The sequence below is a fragment of the Serratia sp. 1D1416 genome (assembly GCF_003641105.1).
In the GTDB taxonomy this organism is placed as follows: Bacteria; Pseudomonadota; Gammaproteobacteria; order Enterobacterales; family Enterobacteriaceae; genus Serratia; species Serratia ficaria.
This window is the reverse complement of record NZ_CP032738.1, coordinates 3,918,460-3,932,395: the sequence shown is the minus strand read 5'-3', so window position 1 is coordinate 3,932,395 and position 13,936 is coordinate 3,918,460. Positions and strand designations below refer to the sequence as shown.

The 13,936-nt window shown below is 59.1% G+C and carries 15 protein-coding genes and 3 tRNA genes; 13 read left to right on the top strand and 5 right to left on the bottom strand.

Annotation, left to right across the window (positions count from 1 at the left end):
* Nucleotides 1-32 precede the first annotated feature (32 nt).
* From D7I37_RS19050 to rnt, 4 genes are all read left to right on the top strand, one after another.
* Complete coding sequence (locus D7I37_RS19050; protein ID WP_061795551.1) at nt 33-653, top strand: TetR/AcrR family transcriptional regulator; 621 nt, start codon at nt 33-35, stop codon at nt 651-653.
* A 91-nt stretch (nt 654-744) separates the two neighbouring features.
* Nucleotides 745-1,848, top strand: a complete 1,104-nt coding sequence (locus D7I37_RS19045; protein ID WP_061795550.1) for an alkene reductase — start codon at nt 745-747, stop codon at nt 1,846-1,848.
* A 177-nt stretch (nt 1,849-2,025) separates the two neighbouring features.
* On the top strand, nt 2,026-2,433 hold the full coding sequence (gene gloA, locus D7I37_RS19040; protein ID WP_061795549.1) for a lactoylglutathione lyase: 408 nt from the start codon (nt 2,026-2,028) through the stop codon (nt 2,431-2,433).
* A 78-nt stretch (nt 2,434-2,511) separates the two neighbouring features.
* Nucleotides 2,512-3,195, top strand: coding sequence for a ribonuclease T (gene rnt / locus D7I37_RS19035; protein WP_061795548.1), 684 nt, complete (start codon nt 2,512-2,514; stop codon nt 3,193-3,195).
* A gap of 67 nt (nt 3,196-3,262) precedes the next feature.
* Here the strand turns inward: rnt and D7I37_RS19030 are convergent, their stop codons facing one another.
* Nucleotides 3,263-3,610, bottom strand: a complete 348-nt coding sequence (locus D7I37_RS19030; protein WP_061795547.1) for a Grx4 family monothiol glutaredoxin — start codon at nt 3,608-3,610, stop codon at nt 3,263-3,265.
* Between the two features lie 416 nt (nt 3,611-4,026).
* On the opposite strand from D7I37_RS19030, the gene D7I37_RS19025 reads away from it, so the two are divergent.
* Nucleotides 4,027-4,845: a C40 family peptidase gene (locus D7I37_RS19025; protein ID WP_061795546.1), complete on the top strand. Its 819-nt coding sequence runs from the start codon at nt 4,027-4,029 to the stop codon at nt 4,843-4,845.
* Nucleotides 4,846-4,975: 130 nt separating this feature from the next.
* Here the strand turns inward: D7I37_RS19025 and D7I37_RS19020 are convergent, their stop codons facing one another.
* Nucleotides 4,976-5,065 (bottom strand): YnhF family membrane protein, encoded by a 90-nt coding sequence (locus D7I37_RS19020; RefSeq protein ID WP_095097282.1) that lies wholly within the window; start codon nt 5,063-5,065, stop codon nt 4,976-4,978.
* Nucleotides 5,066-5,388: 323 nt separating this feature from the next.
* Between D7I37_RS19020 and purR the strand changes: the two genes are divergently transcribed.
* Nucleotides 5,389-6,414: an HTH-type transcriptional repressor PurR gene (purR, locus tag D7I37_RS19015; RefSeq protein ID WP_061795545.1), complete on the top strand. Its 1,026-nt coding sequence runs from the start codon at nt 5,389-5,391 to the stop codon at nt 6,412-6,414.
* Here the strand turns inward: purR and punR are convergent.
* Entirely contained in the window at nt 6,411-7,355 is a 945-nt protein-coding gene (gene punR / locus D7I37_RS19010; RefSeq protein ID WP_095097279.1) for a DNA-binding transcriptional activator PunR, read from the bottom strand. The genes purR and punR overlap by 4 nt on opposite strands.
* A 123-nt stretch (nt 7,356-7,478) precedes the next feature.
* Here punR and punC point away from each other — a divergent pair, with 123 nt between their 5' ends.
* Together punC and cfa are read left to right on the top strand one after the other, a co-directional pair.
* A complete protein-coding gene (gene punC / locus D7I37_RS19005) occupies nt 7,479-8,690 on the top strand; it encodes a purine nucleoside transporter PunC (protein WP_061795543.1) in 1,212 nt (403 codons plus the stop codon).
* Between the two features lie 341 nt (nt 8,691-9,031).
* A complete protein-coding gene (cfa, locus tag D7I37_RS19000) occupies nt 9,032-10,183 on the top strand; it encodes a cyclopropane fatty acyl phospholipid synthase (protein WP_061795542.1) in 1,152 nt (383 codons plus the stop codon).
* Between the two features lie 75 nt (nt 10,184-10,258).
* Here cfa and D7I37_RS18995 read toward each other — a convergent pair whose 3' ends face one another.
* The gene (locus D7I37_RS18995; protein WP_174524335.1) at nt 10,259-10,552 is read right to left on the bottom strand and encodes an I78 family peptidase inhibitor; all 294 of its coding nucleotides are present in this window, start codon (nt 10,550-10,552) and stop codon (nt 10,259-10,261) included.
* 54 nt (nt 10,553-10,606) lie between these two features.
* Nucleotides 10,607-11,257 carry a riboflavin synthase gene (locus D7I37_RS18990; RefSeq protein WP_061795540.1) on the bottom strand — a complete coding sequence of 217 codons (651 nt, stop codon included), beginning with the start codon at nt 11,255-11,257 and terminating at the stop codon, nt 10,607-10,609.
* Between the two features lie 240 nt (nt 11,258-11,497).
* Here D7I37_RS18990 and D7I37_RS18985 point away from each other — a divergent pair, with 240 nt between their 5' ends.
* The 5 genes from D7I37_RS18985 (at nt 11,498) to D7I37_RS18965 (ending at nt 13,758) form a co-directional block, all read left to right on the top strand.
* Nucleotides 11,498-12,874 carry an MATE family efflux transporter gene (locus D7I37_RS18985; RefSeq protein WP_061795539.1) on the top strand — a complete coding sequence of 459 codons (1,377 nt, stop codon included), beginning with the start codon at nt 11,498-11,500 and terminating at the stop codon, nt 12,872-12,874.
* A gap of 190 nt (nt 12,875-13,064) precedes the next feature.
* Nucleotides 13,065-13,141, top strand: a tRNA-Val gene (locus D7I37_RS18980).
* 20 nt (nt 13,142-13,161) lie between these two features.
* Nucleotides 13,162-13,238: transfer RNA gene (locus tag D7I37_RS18975), tRNA-Val, on the top strand.
* 19 nt (nt 13,239-13,257) lie between these two features.
* A tRNA-Val gene (locus tag D7I37_RS18970) sits at nt 13,258-13,334 on the top strand.
* A gap of 118 nt (nt 13,335-13,452) precedes the next feature.
* Entirely contained in the window at nt 13,453-13,758 is a 306-nt protein-coding gene (locus D7I37_RS18965; protein ID WP_129544169.1) for a cupin domain-containing protein, read from the top strand.
* The last annotated feature ends 178 nt before the right edge of the window (nt 13,759-13,936 follow it).

The window sequence follows — 13,936 nt, the reverse complement described above, 5'->3', positions numbered from 1 at the left end:
TATTGCCCTTGACCTAGACCGATCGGTCTATTATGCTCAACCCCATTATGACCAAATCAACGCATTGCACCGTGGACACACGTGAACATCTGCTCGCGACCGGCGAGACCCTCAGCCTGCGCCTGGGCTTTACCGGCATGGGGCTGAGCGAACTGCTGGCCACCGCGGGCGTGCCCAAGGGCTCGTTCTACCACTATTTTCGCTCGAAGGAAGCCTTCGGCGAGGCGATGCTGCAGCGCTATTTCATGCATTACGACGCCGAGATGCAAAAGCTGTTTACCGACGGCCACAGCGATGCGCGCCACCAGCTGCTGAGCTATTACGCCCAGGCGATCAGCTACCATTGCCGCAGCGAATGCCACAACGCCTGCCTGGCGGTGAAGCTTTCCGCCGAGGTGAGCGACCTGTCGGAGCCGATGCGCCACGCGCTGGAAACCGGTACCGCGCGGGTGATTGGCCATCTGCAGGACGCGATCGAACGCGGCATGCGCGAAGGCTCGCTGACGATCGCCATGAGCCCGGCGGCCACCGCGGAAACGCTGTATTCACTGTGGCTCGGCGCCTCGCTGCGCGCCAAGATCCGCCGCTCGGTCGCCCCGCTGACCAGCGCGTTGGAGAGCATTGAGTTGCTGTTGCGCCCGCCGCAGCCGTAACCGAAATACCCTGATTTACCCAGAAAACCATGGCGATGGGGTTTTGTCGCCGCGTAACTAGTCGACCGGTCTATTCAAAATAGGATGCACCATGAAGATTGAAAAATTATTCTCCCCGCTGAAGGTTGGCGCCGCTACCCTGCCCAACCGCGTATTTATGGCCCCGCTGACGCGCCTGCGCAGCATCGAGCCGGGTGATATTCCCACCCCGCTGATGGGCGAGTACTATGCGCAGCGCGCCAGCGCCGGGTTGCTGATTACCGAAGCCACGCAGATTTCTTTCCAGGCGAAGGGCTATGCCGGCGCGCCGGGGCTGCACACCCCGGAGCAGATCGCCGCGTGGAAAAAAATCACCCAGGCGGTGCATGACAAAAACGGCCATATCGCCGTACAGCTGTGGCACGTGGGGCGCATCTCCCACGACAGCCTGCAACCGGGCCAGCAGGCGCCGGTAGCGCCATCCGCGATCAATGCCGACACCCGCACCACGGTGCGCGACGAAACCGGCGCCTGGGTGCGGGTGCCAACCTCGACGCCGCGCGCGCTGGAGACCGCGGAGATCCCGGGCATCGTTAACGATTTCCGCCAGGCGACCGCCAATGCGCGCGAAGCCGGCTTCGACTACATCGAGCTGCACGCCGCGCACGGCTACCTGCTGCACCAGTTCATGTCGCCGGCCTCCAACCAGCGTACCGACCAGTACGGCGGCAGCATCGAAAACCGCACCCGCCTGACGCTGGAAGTGGTCGACGCCGCCGTGGCCGAATGGGGTTCAGAGCATGTCGGCATCCGCATTTCACCGCTGGGTCCGTTCAACGGCCTGGACAACGGCGAAGATCAGGAAGAAGCCGCGCTGTACCTGGTGGAAGAGCTGAACAAACGCAATATCGCCTTCCTGCACATCTCCGAACCGGACTGGGCCGGCGGCAAACCTTACTCCGAGGCTTTCCGCGACTCGGTGCGCGCCCACTTTAAAGGAGTGATCGTCGGCGCCGGCGCCTATACAGCCGAAAAAGCCGAAGAGTTGATCAACAAAGGCTATATCGACGCCGTGGCCTTTGGCCGCAGCTACATCGCCAACCCGGATCTGGTGGAGCGCCTGCAGCAGAACGCCGCGCTGAACGAGCCGCAGCCGGAAACCTTCTACGGCGGCGGCGCCGCGGGTTATACCGATTATCCGTTTCTGGCCGACTAGTTAACCTTACTCCGCCCGGCGGCCATGATGTTGCGATGGCCGCTTTTTTATCGGCCGGCAAATGTGACGGCGTCACCCATTCGCCGCGTTGAAATCCCTTGCGTGACAAGGCTATACTGAATTCAGCTTCATTCTTTTCCATCGCCGTACGCCACGGCACAGCCAATCAGAGGAATTATGCGCTTACTCCATACCATGATCCGCGTCGGTGATCTGCAACGCTCCATCGACTTCTACACCAAGGTATTAGGCATGCGCCTGCTGCGCACCAGCGAAAACCCGGAATACAAGTACTCGCTGGCGTTTGTCGGCTACAGCGACGAAAGCGAAGGCGCGGTGATTGAACTGACCTACAACTGGGGCACCGACAGCTACGAAATGGGCACCGCGTTTGGCCACCTGGCGCTGGGCGTCGACGACGTGGCGGCCACCTGCGACAGCATTCGCGGCGCCGGCGGCAAGGTGACCCGCGAAGCCGGCCCGGTAAAAGGCGGCACCACGGTGATCGCCTTCGTCGAAGATCCGGACGGTTACAAGATCGAACTGATCGAGAACAAGCACGCCGGCCAGGGCCTCGGCAAATAAAGCTTATCCAGGGCGCAGCGGCGCCCTTCTTTTTATCCGCGTGATAAGCGCCTGCAACCGGGCGTAAAATTTGCCATAATGCGCGCTGCATTCGATGAAGATAAGAAACTGATGGCCGAAAAAAGTGATCTTAACGCCCTGAGTGGTCGTTTTCGTGGGTTTTATCCCGTAGTTATAGATATTGAAACCGCCGGTTTTAATGCCAAAACCGACGCGTTGCTGGAGATTGCCGCGGTCACGCTGAAGATGGATGAGGACGGCTGGCTGCAGCAGGACGAGACCCTGCACTTCCACGTCGAGCCTTTTGAAGGCGCCAACCTGCAGCCGGAAGCGCTGGCGTTCAACGGCATTGACCCGCACAACCCGCTGCGCGGCGCGGTCAGCGAATACGATGCGCTGCACGCCATTTTCAAAGCGGTGCGCAAAGGCATCAAGGATCGCGGCTGCAACCGGGCGATCATCGTGGCGCACAACGCCAACTTCGATCACAGCTTCCTGATGGCCGCCGCCGAACGCGCCGGCCTGAAGCGCAATCCGTTCCATCCGTTCGCCACCTTCGACACCGCCGCGCTCAGCGGGCTGGTGCTGGGCCAGACGGTATTGGCCAAAGCCTGCATCGCCGCCGGCATGCCTTTCGACAGCAGCCAGGCGCACTCGGCGCTGTACGACACCGAGCAAACCGCCCTGCTGTTCTGTGAGCTGGTCAACCGCTGGAAGCGCCTCGGCGGCTGGCCGCTGGCGCTGCCCGAGTCCGACGCGTGACAAAAAAATCGGGCGGCCCAGTTCGCACTGGCGCCGCCCGATATTCTATGGCAACAAGCCCCGCCGATTAAGGCTGCTGGTCTTCCTGCTCTTTGTATTTCTCTGCGGTTTCTTTGATCAGCTGCTGCAGCTCGCCGCGCTGATACATTTCGATGATGATATCGCAACCGCCGACCAATTCACCGTCAACCCACAGCTGCGGGAAGGTCGGCCAGTTGGCGTACTTGGGCAGCTCGGCGCGGATGTCCGGGTTCTGCAGAATATCAACGTAGGCGAAGCGTTCGCCGCAGGCGGACAGCGCCTGCACGGCCTGTGCGGAAAAACCGCAGTTCGGCAGTTTTGGCGAGCCTTTCATGTACAGCAAAATAGGGTTTTCAGCGATCTGGTGCTGAATTTTTTCAATCGTCGTCGTCATTTATTGCTTCCTCAAGCCACATCTCATGGCTACAACATGCATCACACGGGCTATTGTAGCGGCTGGAACAGTCGCAAGAAAACGCCATCTTTTGCAAGGACATTCGCCCTGTGCCGATCGCGCCTCACCGGCAACGCCATTCCGGTTAAAACTTAGGCTCAGAATAACATTTTTAATCCGACCATTTCACTAATATATTTCGTCGCCCCCCGCCCGGCGTTTAATTAAAACCGCAACGCGAGACTGATGATTTTTCATACATCAACGGGCTGATTTTAAACCAAAAAAAAGGCTATTAACGTTTTCTCACAATATGGATTATTATTTATGAGTTCTCCGCTGTTTTATATGGCGAAATTCGGGAATACTGTGACTCTTTCGATATCCGTTTCGGGGCCAAGGCTGGTGACGTCGACATGCGTTTAATTCTTACGCTTTTTGTGCTGTTGTTTACGCAGCTATTCTTCAATCTGGCGCACGCTGCGCCGCAGGCGCGTATTGCCGCCGAGCAGCGCAAGAGCCATGTCAATGAAGCGCGGCCGGACGATCGCAAGAAAAAGAAAGCGGTCAAGGCCAGCAAAAAAGTGAAAGTGGCGGCCCCAGAGAAAAAAACCAAGGTCGCCAAGACCAAATCAGAGAAAACGGCCAAAAAGATCGTCAGCGCCAAATCGAAAACCAAATCCCAAAAAATCGCCAAAATTAAGGTGACCCCACCGAAGAAGGGTTACAAAAAAGGCTACGGCCGCCACCGCAGTGCCGGGATGGCTACCGCCAAACTGGTGCACGACGATAAGCCGCTGAAGCTCAGCCCGGCGCATAAAAAACGCTATCAACACGCCAAGCAAACCGCCATGGCCAAGCTGATGGATCAAATGGGCAAGCCTTATCGCTGGGGCGGCAGCTCGCCGCGTACCGGCTTTGACTGCAGCGGCCTGATTTATTACGCCTATAAGGACGTGGTGAAAATCAAGATGCCGCGCACCGCCAATGAGATGTATCACCTGCGCGACGCCGCGCCCATCAAGAAAAGCGAGCTGGAAAGCGGCGATCTGGTGTTCTTCCGCATCAACAACCGCGGCGTGGCCGATCACGTTGGGGTTTATCTGGGCAACGGCAAATTCATCCAGTCGCCGCGCACCGGTGAAGAGATCCGCATCAGCCAGCTCGACAACGACTACTGGCAGAACCACTATATCGGCGCGCGCCGGGTCGTCACGCCGAAAACCATTCGTTAATACTTAGCGCGGCCGAAGTGGCCGGAGAACCTCCAGGCGTTGGCGAACGGGACGTTTGTTGCAGAAGAACGGGGATAACCGCGGGGAAAGCGACGAGGCGCAGCAAGCTGCGCCTGTTAATGCCGGGAATTCAGTTCAGCGCAGCGGTGAAGCTGAAGGCAATGATCACGGCCAGCGCACACAGGGTGGTGAACAGCGACATCTTCAGATCGGTATCCATTACTACTCCTTCTCAGATAGGCTTTCCCAAGGATAAAAGGCGTACAATTAGTACGTCAAATCATTTTCCCACAGTTCGCCAATAAAATCTTGTTATCATTTCCCGGTTTATAATGCCGATTACCTCTTCCCCTTTTGCTCAATATGCGACAAAATTCGCAGTTCACAACTGCGTACCGGCAACAATGCCCCTCCTGACCAGCGCTGAAGACTTCAACACATTAAAAACTCGGTTTTCGCTTCTCTGGAGAAGGATCTACGCAGGCAAACGATTAACATCACACTTACATGCTGCAACATGTGAGTTCAGGAGTCATTTCTTACATGGCAACGATTAAAGATGTGGCCAAACGCGCTGGCGTTTCCACCACCACCGTTTCGCACGTCATCAATAAGACTCGTTTCGTCGCCGAAGAAACCAAAGCGGCCGTATGGGCCGCGATCAAAGAATTGCATTACTCGCCGAGCGCCGTGGCGCGCAGCCTGAAGGTCAATCACACCAAGTCGATCGGCCTGCTGGCCACCTCGAGCGAGGCGCCCTATTTTGCCGAAGTGATCGAAGCGGTGGAGAACAGCTGCTACAGCAAAGGCTACACGCTGATCCTGTGCAACTCGCATAACAACCTGGACAAGCAGCGCGCCTATCTGGCGATGCTGGCGCAAAAGCGCGTCGACGGCCTGCTGGTGATGTGCTCGGAATACCCGGACCAGCTGTTGGGCATGCTGGAAGACTACCGCAATATCCCGATGGTGGTGATGGACTGGGGCGCGGCGCGCGGCGATTTTACCGACACCATCATCGACAACGCCTTCGAGGGCGGTTATCTGGCCGGCCGTTATCTCATTGAGCGCGGCCACCGCGACATCGGCGCCATTCCTGGCCAGCTGGCGCGCAACACCGGCGGCGGGCGACATCAGGGCTTTCTGAAGGCGATGCAGGAAGCCAATATCGAGGTGCGCGACGAATGGATCGTACAGGGCGACTTTGAGCCGGAGTCCGGTTACAAGGCCATGCATCAGATCCTGTCGCAGAAACAGCGTCCGACCGCGGTGTTCTGCGGCGGCGACATCATGGCGATGGGCGCCATCTGCGCCGCCGACGAACTGGGGCTGCGGGTGCCGCAGGACATTTCGGTGATCGGTTACGATAACGTGCGCAACGCCCGCTACTTCACGCCGGCGCTGACCACCATCCACCAGCCGAAGGAACGCCTGGGCGAAATGGCCTTCACCATGCTGCTGGATCGCATCATCAGCAAGCGTGAGGAATCGCAGGTGATCGAGGTGCATCCGAAACTGATCGAGCGCCGTTCGGTCGCCGACGGCCCGTTCGTCGACTACCGCCGTTAATCCCCGCCGCCGGAAGCCCGCCCGGCCTCCGGCGCCGCTTCGCTCAGCCATTCCTGATTCAGGGTTTCGCTGTCCCCCAGATAGTCCAGCAGCCAGGCCATCGCCGGCGACGGCTTATCCTGCTGCCAGGTCAGGCAGCACGGGCTGGCGGGAAAAGGCTGCTGCAGCTGCAGCGCCGCCAGCTCCCCGCGCCGCACCAGCGGCAACGCCCGATGGGCCGGCATCATGCCGACGCACAGCCCGGCGCACAGGCAGTCCAGCGCCGAGGTCCAGTCCGGCGCCACCAGCCGCCGTTGGTTGTCCAGCGTCCAGGTCACGCGCTTCGGCAGGCTGCGCGAGGTATCTTCCAGGCACAGCGAAGGATAAGGCCGCAGCTGGTCGTCATTCAGCGGGCCGCTCAGCAGCGCCAGCGGATGCTGCGGGCTGACCACGCACAGCCAGTTCATGTCGCCCATGTCGCGGAAGGCGAAGCCGCCGCCGACCGGCACCGCGCGCGTTGCGCCGATCGCCATCTCCGCCCGCCCGTCGACCAGCGCATCCCACACGCCGTTAAACACCTCCGGCTGCATCAGTAATTCGACATCGGGAAAGTGACGATAGAAATCCAGCACCAGCTGGCGACTGCGCTGCGGTTTGACGATGATGTCCACCGCGATTTTCAGCTGGCCGCGCCAGCCGTTGGCCACCTGCTGGCACTGGCGGCGGGTGTCGAGCATTTTTTTGATGACAACCCGCGCATCCTTGATGAACAGCGCGCCGGCCGGCGTCAGTTCCACATCGCGATGGCGCCGTTCAAACAGCGGCACCGCCAGCCATTGCTCCAGCTGACGCACGGTATAGCTGACCGCCGAGGGCACCCGGTGCAGCTCCTGCGCCGCCGCGCTGAAACTGCCGGTGCGGGCCACCGCGTCCACGACTTCCAGAGAATATTCAGACCACATCGTCTTGCCTTCAATTTTTTTAACAGCAGTTTGCAAATATTACCGTTTCACAAGCAGAGATCCAGCCGGATACACTTGCCGGCGCTAAAAACCTGCGACAACAAAATACCAACGAGAAATACCATGCGAAATTCCTTTGGCTTTATGTTCTATCTCGCCGGCCTGAGCATGCTGGGTTATCTGGCGACCGACATGTACCTGCCGGCCTTCGGCGCCATGCGGGAAGAGCTGCAAATTTCCGCCGGCGCCATCAGCGCCAGCCTCAGCATCTTTCTGGCCGGCTTCGCCTTTGCGCAGCTGCTGTGGGGGCCGCTCTCCGACCACCTGGGCCGCAAGCCGGTGCTGCTGATCGGCCTGGCGCTGTTCGCCCTCGGCTGCCTCGGCATGCTGTGGGTGCAAAATGCCGTGCAGCTGTGGTCGTTACGCTTTATTCAGGCGATCGGCGTCTGCTCCGCCGCCGTTACCTGGCAGGCGCTGGTGGTCGATCGCTACCGCGACGGCAAGGCCAACCGCGTGTTCGCCACCATCATGCCGCTGGTCGCGCTGTCGCCGGCGCTGGCGCCGCTGCTGGGCGCCTGGCTGTTGAACCACGCCGGCTGGCGGATGATCTTCGCCGTGCTGCTGGGCATCGCCCTGCTGCTGCTGCTGCCGACCCTGCTGCTGAAAGAAAGCGCCAGGCCGCAGCCCATCGCGGCCGAAAAGAACCGCGGCGTCAGCTTCTGGCAGCTGTTGAAATCCCCGCTGTTCAGCGGCAACGTCGCCATGTTCGCCGCCTGCTCGGCCGGATTTTTCGCCTGGCTGACCGGTTCGCCGTTTATCCTCGGCGACATGGGCTACGGCCCGAACGATATTGGCCTGAGCTATGTGCCGCAAACCCTGGCCTTCCTGTTGGGGGGCTATGGCTGCCGCACCGCGTTAAAGCGCATCAACGGTACAACCTTGCTGCCGTGGCTGTTGGTAACCTATGGCGCTAGCATGGTGGCGTTGTATCTGGTGGCCACCCTGACCGAACCGACCCTGACCAGCCTGCTGATCCCGTTCTGCATCATGGCCCTGGTCAACGGCGCCGGTTACCCGATTATGGTGGCGAATGCGCTGACGCCGTTCCCGGAAAGCAGCGGCAAGGCCGCGGCGCTGCAGAATACCCTGCAGCTGGGCCTGTGCTTCGTCGCCAGCATGCTGGTCTCGGCGTTTATCGCGCAGCCGCTGCCGGCGACGGTAACGGTGATGGTGTCAACGGTGGTATTGGCCGCGTTGGGCTATTGGCTGCAGCGCGGGAAAGCGGCCGATGCGGGGCAGCGCGCGCCGCGGGAACATGCTAACTCTGCGTCATAATTGCCAGAGTTAATAGTCACTTAAAGAATATTTTTGCCGAGTGCGATTTACGGTTGAGTAAGCGCCTCGGCACGCCTATACTCAAAAACAACCTTTTAAAGTAACACTTTATAATCTCTATATCTCAAGTAGCTATTGTGTTCGCGTATTGCGTCACACTTTTTTAAGGATGAGTTTTTCCCGCGCCCCTTGCGCTGGAGCCTTCTTAAAATTTTCCTCTGTTCATAGTCGGATATCAGACGCCGCGGGTAATTTTACCGTCGGGAAACGTATGCACCCGCAAAAATTGTCTAAGCTTTTTCCTAGCGGGTCATCAGTCAGAAGAAGGTGATGGAGAAGCTATGAGTTCATCGTGTATAGAAGATCTGAGCATCCAGGACAACCAATGGTACCGTATCGCACATGAAATGCTCGGCATGGCCGGTATTGAAATAAACGGATCGCGGCCCTTCGATATTCAGGTCAAAAACCCCAACTTTTTTAAACGCGTGCTGCAGGAAGGATCTCTGGGGCTGGGCGAAAGTTATATGGACGGCTGGTGGGAATGCGAACGGCTGGATATATTCTTTCAACGCGTGGTCAATGCCGGGCTGGAAAGGAAACTCCCCCACCATCTTAAAGACACGCTGCGTATCGCCGCCGCGCGATTAACCAACCTGCAGTCGAAAAAACGCGCCTGGATAGTCGGCAAAGAGCATTACGATTTAGGCAACGATCTGTTTACCCTGATGCTCGATCCTTATATGCAATACTCCTGCGCTTACTGGAAGGACGCCGCCACGCTGGAACAGGCGCAGGAAGCCAAACTGCGCATGATCTGCGAGAAACTGCAGCTGCAGCCGGGAATGAGGCTGTTGGATATCGGCTGCGGCTGGGGCGGCCTCTCCGCCTTTGCGGCGAAAAACTACGGCGTCTCGGTGGTCGGCGTGACCATTTCCGCCGAGCAGCAGAAGCTGGCGCAGGAACGCTGCGCCGGGCTGGAGGTGGAAATCCTGCTGCAGGATTATCGCGACCTGCATCAGCAGTTTGACCGTATCGTTTCCGTCGGCATGTTCGAACACGTCGGGCCAAAAAACTACCGCACCTATTTCAACGTGGTGGAGCGCAATTTAAAACCGGACGGTTTGTTCCTGCTGCATACCATCGGTTCCAACCGGACAGATATGAATGTTGATCCCTGGATCAACAAATATATCTTCCCGAACGGCTGCCTGCCGTCGGTCACCCATATTGCCCAGGCCAGCGAGGGACATTTCGTGATGGAAGACTGGCACAATATCGGCGCCGATTACGATCGCACGCTGATGGCCTGGTACGAACGTTTTAAACAGGCCTGGCCGCAGCTGGCTCAACGTTATTCCGAACGTTTCGAACGCATGTTCAGCTATTATCTGAACGCCTGCGCCGGCGCCTTCCGGGCGCGTGATATTCAACTGTGGCAGGTGGTATTCAGCCCTAAAGGGGTCGAAGGCGGTATTCGCGTCTCGCGCTGAGCGGCTGCGCGCGATAAAAAACGGCCCCGGTTAATCGCCGGGGCCGTTTTTATTTACCAGGCGCCGAACCGCGCATCAGCCGCAATAGACGCGGATGATTTTATCGTCGCTGTCGCCGAGGAAATTCAGGCGGCGCAGGTTGAAGTCCATGGTCACCGCCGAGTTGTACGGAATTGCCCGCACCTGGGACTCAATCCGCAGGCCCTCGAGCGAGGACATCGGTTTGCCGACATAGCTCTGATACTGCGCAGCGCCGCAGGTATCGTCCGCGTCGGTCGCCTGAGCGGTTGCGCCCTTCTCCGGTGAACTGCTGCAGGCGCTCAGCGCCAACAGCGCGGTTAACATCAACGTTTTCCCATAAAACTTCACGCGTTTCTCCTCTCTGGTTAGGATGCGATCCCGGCGTCAACGCCCGAACCGCGGTCAGTCTTTATGCGCCGGCGCCATCGCCGCCGCCAGGGTCGCCTCGCGGCTGGCCAGCACCCGCTCGACGGTGTCAACCACCGCCTGCGTCTGCGGGTCGATTTCGATATTCACTTTATCGCCCAGGCGCTTTTTGGCCAGCGTGGTGCGCTCCAGCGTTTCCGGGATCAAATGCACGCAGAAACGGTTATTCACCACTTCGCCGATGGTCAGGCTAATACCGTCGATGCCAATAAACCCTTTATGCAGGACATATTTCATCAATTCGGCATTCGGCATGCGCAGCCACACCTGGCGATTATTTTCCGAGGTGTAAATCTTGGCGACTTCTGCCGTGCAGATAATATGGCCGGACATCAGATGGCCGCCAATTTCATCGTTGAATTTCGCCGCGCGCTCAATGTTGACCACGTCGCCCAACGCCAGTTCGCCAAGGTTGGTCAGGCGCAGCGTTTCCTTGATCAAATCGAAACTGACGCGGTTGCCTTCGACCGCCGTCACGGTAAGGCAGCAGCCGTTGTGGGCCACCGAGGCGCCCAGCTCCAGCCCCGGCAGCAGCTCGGTCGGCATTTCAATCACGTGGGTGCGGAAGTTGGGTTTTTCATCAATGGCGACCAGCGGCGCTGTGCCCTGTACGATACCGGTGAACATGTAAGCCTCTTCTTGCTGAATGTGTTAAAAGCGCTTCCGGCAGTTTGCCCCAGTTGGCGCGGAAAACCAAATCCGCCGCGGCAAAAAATCTGCGTCTGCGCATTTAATAACTATTCGATCACAACGTTGGCTTAACCACGCCGAGCAGGTACACTCTTTTTGACAAAATTCCGCTATTTTTAATTGTTGTCCTCTCGCGACGACCCTCCCTCCATCATAAATAATAGAAAAGGTGTATGCGTGCAGAAGTACTTAATTGAAGCGCGTAGTTTATTGGCTCTCGCCATTCCGGTAATCATCGCGCAAATATCGCAAACCGCCATGGGCGTGGTGGATACCATTATGGCCGGGGCCTACAGCGCCACGGATATGGCGGCGGTGGCGGTTGGCACCTCTATCTGGCTGCCGGCGATCCTGTTCGGCCACGGCCTGCTGCTGGCGCTGACCCCGGTGATCGCCCAGCTCAACGGCGCCGGCCGCCGCGATCGCATCGCCCACCAGGTGCGCCAGGGATTCTGGCTGGCTTCCGGCGTCTCGGTGCTGCTGATTGCGGTGCTGTACAACTGCAAGTTCGTCATCGACATGATGCACAACATCGATCCGCAATTGGCGGACAAGGCGGTTGGCTATCTGCACGCCATCATGTGGGGCGCGCCGGGCTATCTGTTCTTCCAGGTGATGCGCAACCAGTGCGAAGGGCTGTCCAAAACCAAACCGGGCATGGTGATCGGCTTTATCGGCCTGCTGGTGAACATTCCGATCAACTATATCTTCATCTACGGCAAGTTCGGCATGCCGGAGCTTGGCGGCGTCGGCTGCGGCGTGGCCACCGGCAGCGTCTACTGGCTGATGTTCCTGATGATGCGCTGGTACGTCAAACGCGCGCCGTCGCAGCGCGACATCAAACGGCTGGAAGGCGATCGCGGCGGCCCGGACTGGGCGGCGCTGAAACGCCTGATCGGCATCGGCATGCCGGTGGCGCTGGCGCTGTTTTTCGAGGTGACGCTGTTCGCCGTGGTGGCGCTGCTGGTGTCGCCGTTGGGGATAGTGTCGGTCGCCGGCCACCAGATTGCGCTCAACTTCAGCGCGCTGATGTTCGTGCTGCCGCTGTCGCTCGGGGTTGGCGCCACCATTCGCGTCGGCTACCGGCTGGGTGAAGGCTCGGTCGAGGGCGCGCGGGTGGCCGCCTACTCCGCCATCGGCGTCGGCATCGTCATGGCCACCTGCACCGCGCTGTTCACCGCCGCCTTCCGCGAGCCGATCGCCCTGCTGTACAACGACAGCCCGGCGGTGGTGGCGATGGCGTCGCAGCTGATGCTGTTGGCGGCGATTTACCAGATCTCCGACTCGGTCCAGGTGATCGGCAGCGGCGTGCTGCGCGGCTATAAAGATACCCGCGCGATCTTCTTCATCACCTTTATCGCCTACTGGGTGCTGGGGCTGCCGAGCGGCTATCTGCTGGCGCTGACCGACATGCTGGTGCCGGCGATGGGGCCGAGCGGCTTCTGGATCGGCTTTATCATCGGGCTGACCTTCGCCGCCATCATGATGGCGCTGCGCATGCGCTGGCTGCAAAAGCAGCCGACCGCGCTGATCCTGCAGCGCTCCACCCGCTAAGCATGCCACCGGCCGGCGCCTGCCCGGCCGGTGGCTTCCTCATCAGAGTTTGCGGAAAAAACCGCCTTACTGCACACAAGCGCAGCAATCGCGTGAAATACCGAATGAAATTGCGTTTTTCCCCTTGCCAGCGCGCAGGTAGCTCGTTAATATTCGTCCCCGCTGTCAGCCATGACAGACAGGAAAATATGCGTCCGTAGCTCAGTTGGTTAGAGCACCACCTTGACATGGTGGGGGTCGGTGGTTCGAGTCCACTCGGACGCACCAAATTCCTGAAGCAGTTCAGTGCGTCCGTAGCTCAGTTGGTTAGAGCACCACCTTGACATGGTGGGGGTCGGTGGTTCGAGTCCACTCGGACGCACCAAATTCTGAAGCAGTGCAGTGCGTCCGTAGCTCAGTTGGTTAGAGCACCACCTTGACATGGTGGGGGTCGGTGGTTCGAGTCCACTCGGACGCACCAAAAATTGCTTTCTCCGGTTCTCTCCCGCGTTTGCAAGATTTCCGTTAATCTGTCCCGACTCGACCCCGTCATCCGGCACGTCGTTACCCTTCCGACCCTCGCCTATCAGGAGCGCACCATGACCACATTTATCGCCAAGACCGCGTTTCAGCCGCTGGACAATGGCCTGGCCCGGCGCGAAGGCACCATGAGCGACGGCCTGGCGGCGGTGGAAGTGCGCTTCGACGCCGGCGCTTTCGGCCAGCTGCAAAAACGCGACTGCGCGCTGCAAACCCGGGTGCTGTCAGGCGAGTTCGAATTCACCGTCGGCGGCGATCAGCACCTTCTGACAGCCGGTGAAAGCATCGAGATTGCGGCCCGCGTCGCCAGCGGCTGCTTCTGCCTGGCCGCCGGCTCGCTGCTGGAAATAATCCGGCCGCGGTAAAGACTTCATTCACAGCAAGGTTATTTGCGCAACAACTGCCCCCTGCCGATTTGCATTTGCGCCACATTTGCTGCCGATTTGACGGATCCGGCCCCGCCGCTCGGTTTTTTATTTTGTTTCCCGCCGCTTAGCCTTTATAATGCGCAACGTCTTTCAGTTGAATGGTTTCAGCCCTTGA